The following is a 12,693-nucleotide window of genomic DNA, read 5'->3' on the forward strand; positions in this document are numbered from 1 at the left end:
TAGCTTTTATACATTCTCATGTAAAAGTTTCTCCAGCATCATATTGCCCTTACCACCGTAAAAATTTATATTATGTTCGTTCGCTACTCCAAAATAAGAAGCAACCGCTATTCCGAATGGTACAAATGCATGCCCCTGTGCTGTAATAATATTTGAGTGTCGCACAACTTCTTCATACACAAAATTTTCTACTGGAAAACAATCTAATTTTTTATAATCCATAGTCACTGTATACGAGATGTCTTTGAATAAGCCTGCTTTTGCTATCGCATACGGTCCAGCACAAATCGCAGCTACTAATTTTACTTTTTCAGAAAATTGGCGAATGACTGAAAAGAGAATATCTGCGTCTTTCATATGTACTGCGTCTCCCCCTGGAATCATAATCCCCTCATATTCATCTACACGCACTTCACTTAATTCTATATGCGGTTGTACTTGCAATCCTGTTTCACTTATAATCAACTCTTTTGTTAAGCCCGCAGTAATGATTTCATATTTCTTTTTCAACAATGCTGTTGCTACTGTAATTTCAAACTCCGCAAATGTTGGGTATACGAATAATAATATTTTTTTCATAGTCCTTTCTCCTTTAACCAGCCCATAAAATATGCTTCTAACTCATCCACTGTTAATGTATTCGTGTCCACATAAGTTACAGGAAATTGTTTATACCATTCTTTTTCAGTTTCTACTAATTTAAATAGTTCTTCAAATGTACTGCGGTTTCTTGTCCTATCATTATTTTTTCTATCATATACATTCTTTTTCGTAACATCTAAATAAAAAATTGCATCCGAACAGCATTCTCTTAATTTATACAATTCATCTTTTAATTCTGTTTCTATATCCCACTCTTTCCCTATCATTTTCGGATAAAAGAGTGTATAAAATTCAATATCTTCTGGTCCGCGATCAAAAATCACGACTGAATCTTTCACATTTTGAAACTCCTTTATTTTTGCTTCTATGAACATTTTTTGATTTATAATAAACCCTTCTTTTGAATTCATATCCAAATTTAATTGTTTTCTCTTTTCTACAATTGGATATGGATTTTCATATATAATTGAAAATCCACATCGCTCTAACCTTATAGCCAATGTTGTTTTCCCACTTGCCATCGGTCCTTGGAGTGAAATTACATATGCCATTCCTCTCATTCCCTTGCACTTTAGTACACCTATAATATACAGAATTTTGAAAACTATAAACAGAATATATATCATCTTGTTTCTTAATCTTATCTAACTTATAATAAAAATAGAGATTATGACGGACGCATCAATAATGTAAGCTTGGAAATCCAAGCTTACATTATTTTTTGCTTTCCCTTTTCTAATAAAAAGAGTATACTAATTTAGAACGTATGTTCTTAATGATTACATACAGTAAGGAGATAGAACAATGGTATACGATACAAAAGCAATTTCTTGGAATGAGTCTTTAAAACAACTTCAACGCCGCTATACAAACAAACAAGTTGATCGAAAAGAATTTGAAGATATTGAACTGATGGAATTCTTCCGCGATAACGACTACATTTCTTTACCTACACATATAAGCGGCCTATCAACAGCACGTTTTACTTCTTACTCTATTTTCACAACTGAAGATAAAGATCGTAAAGTTGGCACATTAATCATTGAATATGTAGAAGATGATAATAATAATTTATGTGTTGAACAACTATACTTTGTTTAAATGATAACGCTTGGTCAAATTGACCAGGCGTTCTTGCTTTCTATGAATATCACTGTTTATAATATGAATAAAAGAAAACCGCAATCATTAAGGGGGGATAAGCTTGCTCGAAGGATGGTTCAGTTGGTTCATAGTGCTATGGACTGTTATTTTATTAGGACTTATGTCTATCGGTGGATACTTTATGTTCAGAAAATTCCTAAAACGATTACCTAAAGAAGATGGTATGTCCATTTTAGATTGGGAAGAGCACTATATTAATAAAACTAGACATTTATGGGATGAAGAACAAAAACAATTGTTAGAAGAGCTCGTAAGTCCTGTTCCAGAACTATTTCGCGATGTTGCTAAATCAAAAATTGCTGGCAAAATCGGAGAACTGGCATTACAAGAAAAAGCCTCTCAAATTACACAAGATTTAATTATCAAAGGATATATTATTGCTACACCGAAGCGTGATCATAAATTTTTAGTAAAAAAACTACAAGAAAAAGAGATTGATTATTCAAACTATAAGTCTTTACTCGCAAAATAACTTCACATTATTTTCAATAAAAAAGACAGCGCCTTTGACGCTGTCTTTTTATTTTATACATATACAGTTTTTAAGTTAATTTCATATCTTTTTCATTATAAAAACCATCTTCTTTTTCCATTTCCTTCTGTAATTTCGTAAAGGAACGGTACATAGCAATTCTCCATGACACAATCATCGCGAACGCCAGTAAGAAGAACATGCCACTAAGTTGTCCTAAATCAAGAGATTGACTTAAGTATGTTTTAAATACAATCCGCACGACAAGTAATCCAATTAATATAAAAACAAATGCTTTTGAACGCTTCAAATAAATCTCTTGTCCTCTAATTTCAAATTTAGATGTTTTAATAAGAAAAATAGAGAAAAACAAACCGACGCCAATTGCTTCTAACATTTCTGCTGGAGTTAATCGAAATTCAGGAAAAACAAACATCAACGCTCCCGTGCTCATAAAAAATGGTGGAAGTATAATTTTTTTCAATGTTGCCGGTTTCTTAGCTGCTTTTAAACGAATAAACATCGCACCAACAGCCATACAAACAGCAACGATACTGGATAAAACAACTATGTTCATATTTTCTCATCCTTTTTTGTGGCTATATGCAAAATATACTTTCATTATATGCTTTTCCGTTAGTATTTCCAACATTTTCACAGAATAATACTAAAAACCGGTAAAACCACCAAATAAACTTGAGAAATATACGATAATTTTCGTCATCCAGTTGAAATATAGGAAGATACCCATGACAATCATAACATATCCTCCAATCTTCATGAATTTCATACTATTTCTTTTAATCCAAGACATTTTCGTAATAAAGAATGATAGTACGAAAAATGGGATAGCAAACCCAAGTATGTATGCTATCATATAAATCATTGCTGATTCTGGATTTGTTGCAGCTAATCCAATTACAGACACTAAAATAGGTCCAGTACATGGTGTCCACCCTGCAGCAAAGGCCAACCCAATTAGAACGGATCCCAAATAGCCACTCGGACGATTTTTAAACGTAAATTTACGGTCTTGCATTAAAAACTTTGGCTTAAACACACCGACAATAATAAGACCGAACACGATGATAAATATACCACCTAACTGTCTAATTAAATCTTTATAATTTGTAAAGATGCCTCCAATAAAACTTGTACCAAATCCAATTGCAATAAATATAATTGAAAATCCAAGTAAGAAAAACGCTGTATGTATCATACTTCTTTTGCGAAGCATTGCATTTTCTTCTTTCAACTCAGAAACCGACATACCTGTTATGTACGATAAAAATGCCGGATAAAGCGGTAAGCAACATGGGGAAATAAATGATAAAAATCCAGCGCCAAACGCTAAAAAAATACTAATATCTTGCATGATTCCACTCCTCTCCTTACATATTGTAGCAAAAACACATAAAAATACTATGAACAATTCGTGAACTCACTTTAACAACGTGATAATAAGAAAAACTACCCTTACAAACAGTTTCTAATAAAACGTTTTCATTTCCTTCTATTATATAGAACAATCTTAATTGGACTAAGAAACTTCTCTAATTGTTATTAACATAACAAAGGTAACATAGTTTCTCAAATGATTAGCACACTATAATGGACTACCCTTCTATATCCCTAAAAAATATTTTTTTCAAATGCTGTCTTTATACAATACGAAGCTGATTTTACAATACTTTTATTATTACTAATTTCAAGATTATGCATAAATATCATACTTTTATTATTATTCTATAAAATGTCACACTTTTCTTTTATTTGACCCTTTATTTTTAATTTTGTATACTTCCCTCTAGTTATATATGTCCGTTAGGAACAATTTCATATAGATGGGAGGAATTTTTCATGCTTCGTTATTCTCTTTTAGTTTTATTAGGAGCGTGTAGTTATGGGATTTTAGCTATTTTCGTTAAACTTGCCTATGCAGAAGGATTTTCACTTGGAGAGGTAATTGGCAGCCAATATTTGTTCGGTTGGATTATTTTGCTTGCTATTACTCTTCTATTTTCTAGACATCGTGTTCCATTAAAACAAGCGTTAATTTTATTCGTTGCAGGTACATCTGCAAGTTTTACTGGAATTTTTTATTATGCTTCATTAAAAACTGTACCAGCATCTATTGCAATTATACTTTTATTCCAATTCGTTTGGGTCGGAATTATTATTGAAGCAGTCGCAACAAAAACATTACCTTCAAGAGAAAAGGTTATTTCCGTTATTTTCTTACTTGCAGGTACATTTTTATCAAGTGGTTTACTAGAAAAATCAGCAGGTGATTTCGATATGACTGGAATCATACTAGGTTTATTATCTGCTGTTACATTCGCAACATACATTTTCGTGAGCGGAAAAGTTGCTGTTGAAGTACCTTCATTACCGCGCGGTGTTCTCTTAATGACTGGCGCTTTAACTTTAGTAATGATCGTATTCCCGCCAACATTTATTTTTAGCGGTGCAATTTCTGAAGGACTTTGGAAATACGGTTTAGGATTAGGAACATTTAGTATCGTCATTCCTTCTATCGCCTTTACAATCGGTATTCCAAAGATCGGTTCTGGCTTAGCGACTATTCTTGGTGCAGCAGAACTACCAGTTACAACAATTATGTCTGTATTCGTTTTAAAAGAAGCGGTGCTATCTTCACAATGGATCGGTGTATCACTTATTTTAATCGGTATTGCAATCCCGCAAATTGCCTATGCAATGCGTGGACGTTATCATAAACATCATACACACAAAAAATTGGCAGCATAAAACGAGAGAGGATTTTCATTTGAGAATCCTCTCTTTTCTTATTGTATAATTAATGTAAATACATTAATTAAGAAAGAAGGCATTATACGTGGCAGCAAATCTAGAGCAATTAACTGAGATGCTAATTTCTATTCGTCGAAATTTACATGAGCATCCAGAATTATCATACGAAGAATTTGAAACGACGAAGACTATAAAAAATTGGTTAGAAGAGAAAAACATTACGATTATAAATTCTAGTTTAGAAACAGGCGTTATTGCTGAAATTTCAGGGAATAATAGCGGACCAATTATAGCAATCCGTGCTGATATTGATGCCCTTCCTATTCAAGAAGATACACATTTACCGTACGCTTCAAAAATTCCCGGTAAAATGCATGCTTGTGGGCATGATTTTCATACAGCTGCTATTATAGGTGCCGCTTATTTATTAAAAGAAAAAGAATCTTCTCTTAGCGGAACTGTACGCTTTATATTCCAACCAGCTGAAGAAAGTAGCAATGGTGCTCGCAAAATAATTGAAGCCGGGCATTTACATGGCGTGCAAGCTATTTTCGGTATGCATAATAAACCTGATTTACCAGTAGGTACAATCGGTATTAAAGATGGTCCACTGATGGCCGGGGTCGATCGATTTGAAATTAAAATTCACGGAGTTGGTACACATGCAGCTGTACCTGATGCTGGGGTAGACCCTATTGTCGCGTCCTCTCAAATCGTGATGGCACTCCAAACAATTGTAAGCCGAAATATAAGCTCTTCACATAATGCCGTCGTCAGTGTCACAAACATCCATTCAGGAAATACGTGGAACGTAATTCCTGAAAAAGCAACGCTGGAAGGAACTGTACGTACATTCCAAACTGAAACACGTGAAAAGATTCCTGCACTAATGAAACGTATTATTCAAGGAGTTTCTGATGCATTAGGTGTAAAAACAGAATTTCGTTTTTATGCAGGTCCTCCTGCTGTTCATAACGATACATCTTTAACAAACTTATCCTCTCAAGTTGCTGAAAAAATGAATTTAAATATCATCTCTCCTACCCCGTCAATGGCCGGAGAAGATTTTTCTTTTTATCAACAAGAAATACCTGGTTCATTCGTTTTTATGGGAACGAGTGGTACACATGAATGGCATCATCCAGCTTTTACAGTAGATGAGCAAGCATTACCTATAAGTGCAGAATACTTCGCTTTGTTAGCTGAAAAAGCACTTAAACAATTTGCATAAAAAAGGAGCCGTTAAGAAATACTTAACGGCTCCTTTTTTAAGTTAAATCGCGTTTTAAAAATACTGTATAGGAAATGCTTAAAAATACAAATAAATATAGTAATAACATACATGAAGCAAACGGGAATGTTACTCCATCAATAAAACTTCCATTCTTTGAAATACTGTATAAATCTGTGTTTGCTGGCAATAAATATTTCGCCCAATCATATCTAGTCGCTGCTAATAATGCAATATTTCCTGATAAAGCAAGAAATAGTGAAATACCAATCGCGCCTCCACTAGATCTTGTTAATACAGAAATCATAAATGCAAACGCTGCGTACACAATCGTCGGCAACCACGATAAGATATAATACTTACTAGCTTCCACAAAAATATTTTGTTTTATAATATTTCCATCTTGGAAAATAAGCTCGCTCCATGCAGGCTGTTGGAATTTATAAATAACAAGTCCACATAAAGTGGAGAAAATCATATTAAATATAAACAATAACGCTGCAAATATCACAATTGCTAAAAATTTAGCTGTCAAAATTTTAAATCGACTCGCTGGTCGTATCGTTAAAAATTTATATGTTCCCCAGCTATATTCATTCGCAAAAATTGTACTTGCATACACGAGGATAAATGGGAGCAATATTGGAAATACGATAAAACCTGTATCTCTCATGAAAGAAAGCGGAGAACTGCTTGCCGGTGCTGTATCTGTATCTAAATGCTTCATCTTAAGCTGATATTCCTTTACAAGCTCGTCCCCAGATCGTTCTGCTAATATAGCTTCTTTTTTCATACCTAGCTTTTTCTCTATTTCTACAGTTCGTTCTGTATAATCGGCTTTCCATCCTTTTGTTTCCGGTTCTAAATACTTTACCGTAACCCACCCTAATCCAATTATTAATACTGCAATAACTGCAAAGGGAATAATCGTTCGCTTTCGCTTAAATATTTTATACAGTTCGTTATACACTAAATTAAACAATATCTTTTCCCCCTGTTAATTCTAAAAATTGCTCTTCTAACGTTTTTCTTTCTTCATATACACGATACACTTGAATATTTTTCTCAAGCAATATACGAATAACATTTGGGATTTCTTCATCTTTTACATGAATAAGTAGATCATTACCTTTTATTAAAACATCTTGGTCTAACATTTCTGCTGCTTTATTCGCATCATCTACACGTATACGGATTGTCTCCATCTCTTCTCTTTGATTATGCTGAATATTTTGCGTCGCCACATATTCTCCATGCTGAATAATGATAACTCTATCACACATTAATTCAACTTCTGAAAGTAAGTGACTAGATACAAGTACCGCTTTCCCTTGTTCATGTGCAATTTTCTTTATGTACATTCTCATTTCATGTATTCCACTAGGATCTAATCCATTCGTTGGTTCATCTAATATTAATACATCTGGATCGTGAATAAGCGCTTGAGCAATTCCTAAACGTTGTCTCATGCCGAGTGAATATGCTTTTACTTTTCGGTCAATTACTTGTCCCATCCCTAACAATTTCACTACTTCATCGATACGTTCTTCCGTCACGTTACCATTCATTCGTCCGAAATATGTTAAATTTTCATAGCCGCTCAAAAAAGGATAAAATTCCGGTGTCTCAATTACTGCTCCAATTTTCGCAGCAGTACTTTCAAATTGCTTTTTTACAGATTGACCGTCAATCCAAACTTCACCCTCTGTCATACGAATCATGCCGACCATCATTCTCATTAAAGTCGTTTTTCCAGCACCATTTGGTCCGAGCAAGCCAACTACTTCACCCTTTTTAACTTCGAAACTAATATTTTCTACAAGTGTCTTTGAACCGATTCGCTTCGTTAACCGCTCAACCTTTACAATTGATTGTTCATTTGTCATACTATACAACCTTTCCTTCCCATTCTTTGTCAGGTCTTTACACTGTAACATGATTATTTTTATGTGTAAAATAAGAAAAGGCATGATTTCTCATGCCTTTTCCTTAAATTAAAACGAATTTTAATCTTGTAAACTTTGAACAAATCGAAAACATTGCATCATCGATAATAGGACGACCACAATCACAATTATACTAACAACTACTATTGCATATATTGTAATCGGTGCACTATTTATCCCTTGTATTCCTGCTATTTTCATAAAGATAATCGTAAATAATTTCAAAAATAACATCCCATTCACTAATCCAAAAACAAACGCTGCTCCATAAATAAATAATTGCTCCTGACATAATAAACATAGTACGTCATTTCTCTTCCTACTCTCTGCTACATAAGATTTAATTTCCTCTTTCCTCACTTGCAGAAGAGAAAACGTTATTTTATATGTAGTAAAAATACAAATAAAAATGAATACAATAAACAGCATGTAAAAGCTCATTTGAAATAAAAGTGTAGTCTCTAATTTCCCAATAGCTCCTTCATTAAATTGGAGCGATATCATAAAAAATAAAATCATAGTACTCATAGCAACCCACATGAATTGCTTCATCCTTTTGGCAGCAAATGTTCTTATATTTTTTCTCACTAACTGACATAAAGACATATGTTCTTCCCCTACCTTACTTCATACCATACTCATTCTATACTACTAGTGTATAAAAATATGACATTTTAAACATCGCACTACAATCTGAATTTTTTCTAAGTCTTTAGTCCTAGAAAATAAAATGGAAAATAAATCATATTCAGAATATAATTGTAAAAAGGAGGGGGTTGCATGCGCATAAAATTACTATCAATCTTATTTTTATTATTTCTCACAAGTTGTAGCTCACTTAAAAACAATGAGATCGCCATTGTTGAGCCATACAAATTAACAGAAGAGCAATCTTCTATTTTACAAATGACTCCTTTTCAAGAAGGAGACAGCATGTTTTATAACGTTACCCTAAAAAATGAAAAAGATGAAATACATGCTACAATTGATTATTATCAAAATGGTAAAAAAACAAACGTAATTGCGAATATAGCTACCTCCCATTTTCAAAAAAAGAAAGTAAAGCTTTCTTTTTTACCACCTCAATCCCAACTCGATAAAGATGTACAAGTGCAAAAACATTGGTATGTTAATATTGAAGGTAGTTCCATGCTCGCTCCTGAAGAAGCACCTCCAATCATAAATAGCTCTACCTCTACTACTCTTCAATCTGCTATAAACTTAACATACAATCAAAAGACGACTTTAGCGGCTATAATAAAAACGAATAAAGAAACCGTAAGAATTCCAATGCTTGAGGAAAAAACTGCTATTGACCAACTATTACAAGAAAACGAACATGTTTATCTCTTTAGTATAGAACTAAAAAAAGAACACTAAAGCGGAAATGCAATTATATTGCATTTCCGCTTTAGTGTTTAACGAGGTGTACTTTTTAACAAATTAATTAATCTCATCCTCAACTTCTATTCTTTTCTTCTCTCTTGCAATTTTCAAAAACTCTAAAAGTTCTGGATTAGTATTCATTTTTTTGTACGCTACTGACATTTCTGCAACAAAATTAGAATCACATAACTCTTTATATACGACTTCGGTTTTATACAATTTATTCGCCGATACAGGTATTACCGTAATTCCGATTCCTGCCGCTACAAGTCCCATAACTGTTTGATATTCCGTTGCTTCTTGTACAATGTGTGGACTAAATCCTACGTCGCGGCAAAGTGATAAAATTGTATCGTATAACGCTGGCCATACCGGTCTCGTAATAAATACGAACGGTTCGTCTCTTAAATCTTCAATATGTATTTCATCCTTTTCAGCAAGTGGATGTGCCTTCGGTAAACATAACGTACAAGAAAGCTTTTGAATTGGTTCTAACTCTAGTAATTGCGTTGGAATTGGCGGACGCAAAAAGCCAATATCAATACGGTTATCGTGAAGTGCATGCACCTGATCCGGTGTTGACAGTTCATGTAATGCAACAGACACTCTCGGAAATTTCTTTCTATACTCCCTTACGATAGATGGTAAAATATCATATATCGCCGCACCTACAAAACCAATTGAAAGTGATCCCACTTCTCCCCTTTGGGCACTTTGTGCAACTTCTACTGCTTTATCAATTTGTTCGAACGCTTTTTTTACTTCTTTTAAAAACATTTCTCCAGCTTCTGTTAATTCAACTTTTCTCTTCGTTCTTGAAAATAACATAACTCCCATTTCTTTTTCTAATTGCTGAATTTGTTGACTAAGCGGTGGTTGTGTCATTTGTAAACGAGCAGCTGCTCGTCCAAAGTGTAACTCCTCTGCCACTACAACAAAATATTGCAAATGCCGTAATTCCATTTTGGACACCCTTTTCACTTTCAATTAATACATCTAATATATTAATAACATATAATTTATATATTAGACAAATTTTTCGAATGAACGTATAGTAGAAATTGTTAATTCTTTTTTACAATTTTTATGTAAAAAAAGAAAGAGGTGGGTACTGTATGAAATGGTGGAAATTAAGCGGACAAATTTTATTATTATTTTGTTTCGCTTGGACAGGTGAATGGATTGCAAAACAGGCACACCTCCCAGTTCCAGGAAGTATACTCGGTATTTTTTTATTGTTAATTTCATTAAAATTTAACCTAGTGAAAAAAGAGTGGGTACAGGACGGAGCAGACTTTTTATTAAAAGAACTTATTTTATTTTTCATTCCTTCTGCAGTCGCTGTCATACGCTACAAAGATACACTATCACAATATGGAATCGATCTCATTTTAATTATTATGATTAGTACACTTTGTGTCACTCTCGCTACAGGACTCCTAACAGAATTGCTACTAAAGCGGAAAGGATCAACACAATGATCGGCTTTCTTTGTTTACTATTAACACTATTCACATATTGGATATCGAAGAAAATGTATCAACGCTGGAATTGGAGCTTACTTTCTCCTCTTCTCGTCTGCCCTATTATTTTAATTGCTTTATTACTCGGACTAGACACAACTTATGAAACATATGAAACAGGTGGTCAATGGTTAACAGAATTATTAAAGCCTGCAACAGTTGCTTTCGCATGGCCAATCTATAAATACTTTGATTTACTCAAGAAACATGGAATAGCTATTTTACTTAATGTCATTGTCGGCTCATTTTTATCAGTTATTACTTCAGCACTACTAGCTAATTATTTTCAAATTGATTCATCGTTAGAACATAGTTTAGCGCCTCATATTGTAACGACACCAATTGCAATGGCCATTTCAGAAATGATCGGTGGTATGTCACAATTAACAGCTGTATTTGTTGTTTTAACTGCGTTAACAGGAGCATTGCTCGGACCTGCTCTCATACGTATATGCCGTATTAAAACAGCGCTCGCAAAAGGCATTATGTTAGGCACTAGCGCAAATGGAACCGGTACATCAAAAGCATTCGAAATCGGCCCTGTAGAAGGAACCATTGCAAGTTTATCTATGCTTTTAACAGCAGGAGCTAGTTTAGTTATCGTTCCGCTTTTCTTGTCGTGGATACATTGAAAAAGCAAGTGTTTAAACACTCGCTTTTTTATTTATATATTTATTTAAAACCTCATAATCCTCCGGGAAAGATAGCGTTAATTCCTTCATTTCATCTATCCTCTTCCAAGCAATTTCATGTATTAACTCATCAGGATCTTGGATTTTCATACTACCGCCTATTTTTTTAACGACATAATAATGAATGTATACAGGAACCCCGTATGTAATACCTTCTTTTTCGTATATTTTCTTTACAACTTCCACATTGTAACCTGTTTCTTCCCAAACTTCTCGAATACAACATTCTTCTAGTGTCTCTCCCTTTTCAAGCCCTCCACTTGGAACAGACCACCTTTTTTCTTCACCCTTTTGCCCTTGCAACACCATTAAAACTTCATTTTTTTCATTTATACATACTGCTGCACAACCTATCCATCTTTCCATATACATCCCTCCCCTACAAAAATTCACCTTTTTTATCATTTTCTCCTTGAAAAAAGAGGAAAAAAGTAAACTAATGACGAAAAATCACATTAACTTCATAGACAATCCCTTCTTAGAAATTAAAAACGGAAGGATGAAAATATGATTTCTAAATATGTTGTGGAATGTGTCTTTTGTGAAGAAAATCGAAAACCACGCCAAGCTATCGTAACAGTTCCCGCCACTACTCAGCTACTAGCCATTGAAAAAGTGCGTGCGGAATGTAAACGTCGTTTCGGAAAAGCTTTATTATTGCAAACAGAAATTAAAGAAGAAATAACTTTTGAACAAAAAGAAAGCCGACCATAAATTGGTCAGCTTTCTTATCCGATCATATTTTCACATGAAGATTAGGGGCATCCTCTTTAAGGATCGGGATTTTCCCATTATGTACGTTCCATAATGGTCATCGAACAATATATTTCTATGCAATTAATTATTGAATAGAATAGGGCAAAACTTGTTCGCATTTTTAGAAAAGGGATAGGGATATAATTCA

General features: G+C 33.8%; 18 protein-coding genes. 8 read left to right on the forward strand and 10 right to left on the reverse strand.

Annotated elements, in window-relative coordinates; all coding sequences use genetic code 11:
• Nucleotides 1-6: 6 nt before the first annotated feature.
• Nucleotides 7-579 (reverse strand): DJ-1/PfpI family protein, encoded by a 573-nt coding sequence (locus CER22_RS13515; protein ID WP_088608927.1) that lies wholly within the window; start codon nt 577-579, stop codon nt 7-9.
• Complete coding sequence (locus CER22_RS13520) at nt 576-1,154, reverse strand: AAA family ATPase (RefSeq protein ID WP_088608928.1); 579 nt, start codon at nt 1,152-1,154, stop codon at nt 576-578. Before CER22_RS13520 ends, CER22_RS13515 begins: the two co-directional genes overlap by 4 nt.
• Before the next feature lie 253 nt (nt 1,155-1,407).
• Between CER22_RS13520 and CER22_RS13530 the strand changes: the two genes are divergently transcribed.
• Both CER22_RS13530 and CER22_RS13535 read left to right on the forward strand, forming a co-directional pair.
• Entirely contained in the window at nt 1,408-1,704 is a 297-nt protein-coding gene (locus CER22_RS13530; RefSeq protein WP_000262403.1) for a hypothetical protein, read from the forward strand.
• A 103-nt stretch (nt 1,705-1,807) separates the two neighbouring features.
• The gene (locus tag CER22_RS13535; RefSeq protein ID WP_000889390.1) at nt 1,808-2,239 is read left to right on the forward strand and encodes a DUF2621 domain-containing protein; all 432 of its coding nucleotides are present in this window, start codon (nt 1,808-1,810) and stop codon (nt 2,237-2,239) included.
• Between the two features lie 70 nt (nt 2,240-2,309).
• On the opposite strand, the gene CER22_RS13540 is transcribed toward CER22_RS13535, so the two are convergent.
• The 3 genes from CER22_RS13540 to CER22_RS34105 all read right to left on the reverse strand — a co-directional run bounded on the left by CER22_RS13540 (nt 2,310) and on the right by CER22_RS34105 (nt 3,768).
• Nucleotides 2,310-2,816 carry a CcdC family protein gene (locus CER22_RS13540; protein WP_001028637.1) on the reverse strand — a complete coding sequence of 169 codons (507 nt, stop codon included), beginning with the start codon at nt 2,814-2,816 and terminating at the stop codon, nt 2,310-2,312.
• Between the two features lie 90 nt (nt 2,817-2,906).
• Entirely contained in the window at nt 2,907-3,614 is a 708-nt protein-coding gene (gene ccdA, locus CER22_RS13545; protein WP_001152685.1) for a cytochrome c-type biogenesis protein CcdA, read from the reverse strand.
• A gap of 16 nt (nt 3,615-3,630) precedes the next feature.
• A complete protein-coding gene (locus CER22_RS34105) occupies nt 3,631-3,768 on the reverse strand; it encodes a peptidase T (protein WP_079999649.1) in 138 nt (45 codons plus the stop codon).
• Between the two features lie 331 nt (nt 3,769-4,099).
• Here CER22_RS34105 and CER22_RS13555 point away from each other — a divergent pair, with 331 nt between their 5' ends.
• Both CER22_RS13555 and CER22_RS13560 read left to right on the forward strand, forming a co-directional pair.
• Nucleotides 4,100-5,008, forward strand: a complete 909-nt coding sequence (locus CER22_RS13555; protein WP_087982059.1) for an EamA family transporter — start codon at nt 4,100-4,102, stop codon at nt 5,006-5,008.
• Nucleotides 5,009-5,096: 88 nt separating this feature from the next.
• The gene (locus CER22_RS13560; RefSeq protein WP_088608929.1) at nt 5,097-6,242 is read left to right on the forward strand and encodes a M20 peptidase aminoacylase family protein; all 1,146 of its coding nucleotides are present in this window, start codon (nt 5,097-5,099) and stop codon (nt 6,240-6,242) included.
• 37 nt (nt 6,243-6,279) lie between these two features.
• Here the strand turns inward: CER22_RS13560 and CER22_RS13565 are convergent, their stop codons facing one another.
• The 3 genes from CER22_RS13565 to CER22_RS13575 all read right to left on the reverse strand — a co-directional run bounded on the left by CER22_RS13565 (nt 6,280) and on the right by CER22_RS13575 (nt 8,794).
• A complete protein-coding gene (locus CER22_RS13565) occupies nt 6,280-7,224 on the reverse strand; it encodes an ABC transporter permease (RefSeq protein ID WP_000482782.1) in 945 nt (314 codons plus the stop codon).
• Nucleotides 7,217-8,128 carry an ABC transporter ATP-binding protein gene (locus tag CER22_RS13570; RefSeq protein WP_142293479.1) on the reverse strand — a complete coding sequence of 304 codons (912 nt, stop codon included), beginning with the start codon at nt 8,126-8,128 and terminating at the stop codon, nt 7,217-7,219. Before CER22_RS13570 ends, CER22_RS13565 begins: the two co-directional genes overlap by 8 nt.
• A 120-nt stretch (nt 8,129-8,248) precedes the next feature.
• Complete coding sequence (locus CER22_RS13575; RefSeq protein WP_088608931.1) at nt 8,249-8,794, reverse strand: ABC transporter permease; 546 nt, start codon at nt 8,792-8,794, stop codon at nt 8,249-8,251.
• A gap of 174 nt (nt 8,795-8,968) precedes the next feature.
• Here CER22_RS13575 and CER22_RS13580 point away from each other — a divergent pair, with 174 nt between their 5' ends.
• Nucleotides 8,969-9,568 (forward strand): histidine kinase, encoded by a 600-nt coding sequence (locus CER22_RS13580; protein ID WP_088064221.1) that lies wholly within the window; start codon nt 8,969-8,971, stop codon nt 9,566-9,568.
• A 63-nt stretch (nt 9,569-9,631) separates the two neighbouring features.
• Here CER22_RS13580 and alsR read toward each other — a convergent pair whose 3' ends face one another.
• The gene (alsR, locus tag CER22_RS13585; protein ID WP_000423221.1) at nt 9,632-10,537 is read right to left on the reverse strand and encodes an acetoin biosynthesis transcriptional regulator AlsR; all 906 of its coding nucleotides are present in this window, start codon (nt 10,535-10,537) and stop codon (nt 9,632-9,634) included.
• Between the two features lie 152 nt (nt 10,538-10,689).
• Here alsR and CER22_RS13590 point away from each other — a divergent pair, with 152 nt between their 5' ends.
• Entirely contained in the window at nt 10,690-11,055 is a 366-nt protein-coding gene (locus tag CER22_RS13590; RefSeq protein WP_088608932.1) for a CidA/LrgA family holin-like protein, read from the forward strand.
• Nucleotides 11,052-11,729, forward strand: a complete 678-nt coding sequence (locus CER22_RS13595) for an LrgB family protein (RefSeq protein ID WP_088064223.1) — start codon at nt 11,052-11,054, stop codon at nt 11,727-11,729. The genes CER22_RS13590 and CER22_RS13595 overlap by 4 nt, the downstream gene beginning before the upstream one ends.
• A gap of 12 nt (nt 11,730-11,741) precedes the next feature.
• On the opposite strand, the gene CER22_RS13600 is transcribed toward CER22_RS13595, so the two are convergent.
• Nucleotides 11,742-12,155, reverse strand: a complete 414-nt coding sequence (locus CER22_RS13600) for an NUDIX hydrolase (protein WP_088064224.1) — start codon at nt 12,153-12,155, stop codon at nt 11,742-11,744.
• Between the two features lie 141 nt (nt 12,156-12,296).
• Between CER22_RS13600 and CER22_RS13605 the strand changes: the two genes are divergently transcribed.
• Nucleotides 12,297-12,503, forward strand: a complete 207-nt coding sequence (locus tag CER22_RS13605) for a DUF3903 domain-containing protein (protein WP_000624203.1) — start codon at nt 12,297-12,299, stop codon at nt 12,501-12,503.
• Nucleotides 12,504-12,693 lie beyond the last annotated feature (190 nt).

This window comes from Bacillus sp. K2I17 (genome assembly GCF_002209985.1).
Taxonomy (GTDB): domain Bacteria; phylum Bacillota; class Bacilli; order Bacillales; family Bacillaceae_G; genus Bacillus_A; species Bacillus_A wiedmannii.

Bases quoted from the DNA above. Each gene is read 5' to 3' on its own strand.
- CER22_RS13590 (WP_088608932.1), top strand. From the start codon at position 10,690: ATGAAATGGTGGAAATTAAGCGGACAAATTTTATTATTATTTTGTTTC.
- CER22_RS13600 (WP_088064224.1), bottom strand. From the start codon at position 12,155: ATGGAAAGATGGATAGGTTGTGCAGCAGTATGTATAAATGAAAAAAAT.
- CER22_RS13605 (WP_000624203.1), top strand. From the start codon at position 12,297: ATGATTTCTAAATATGTTGTGGAATGTGTCTTTTGTGAAGAAAATCGA.
- CER22_RS13555 (WP_087982059.1), top strand. From the start codon at position 4,100: ATGCTTCGTTATTCTCTTTTAGTTTTATTAGGAGCGTGTAGTTATGGG.
- CER22_RS13520 (WP_088608928.1), bottom strand. From the start codon at position 1,154: ATGGCATATGTAATTTCACTCCAAGGACCGATGGCAAGTGGGAAAACA.
- CER22_RS13515 (WP_088608927.1), bottom strand. From the start codon at position 579: ATGAAAAAAATATTATTATTCGTATACCCAACATTTGCGGAGTTTGAA.
- CER22_RS13530 (WP_000262403.1), top strand. From the start codon at position 1,408: ATGGTATACGATACAAAAGCAATTTCTTGGAATGAGTCTTTAAAACAA.
- CER22_RS13575 (WP_088608931.1), bottom strand. From the start codon at position 8,794: ATGTCTTTATGTCAGTTAGTGAGAAAAAATATAAGAACATTTGCTGCC.
- CER22_RS13580 (WP_088064221.1), top strand. From the start codon at position 8,969: ATGCGCATAAAATTACTATCAATCTTATTTTTATTATTTCTCACAAGT.
- CER22_RS13540 (WP_001028637.1), bottom strand. From the start codon at position 2,816: ATGAACATAGTTGTTTTATCCAGTATCGTTGCTGTTTGTATGGCTGTT.
- CER22_RS13570 (WP_142293479.1), bottom strand. From the start codon at position 8,128: ATGACAAATGAACAATCAATTGTAAAGGTTGAGCGGTTAACGAAGCGA.
- ccdA (WP_001152685.1), bottom strand. From the start codon at position 3,614: ATGCAAGATATTAGTATTTTTTTAGCGTTTGGCGCTGGATTTTTATCA.
- alsR (WP_000423221.1), bottom strand. From the start codon at position 10,537: ATGGAATTACGGCATTTGCAATATTTTGTTGTAGTGGCAGAGGAGTTA.
- CER22_RS13595 (WP_088064223.1), top strand. From the start codon at position 11,052: ATGATCGGCTTTCTTTGTTTACTATTAACACTATTCACATATTGGATA.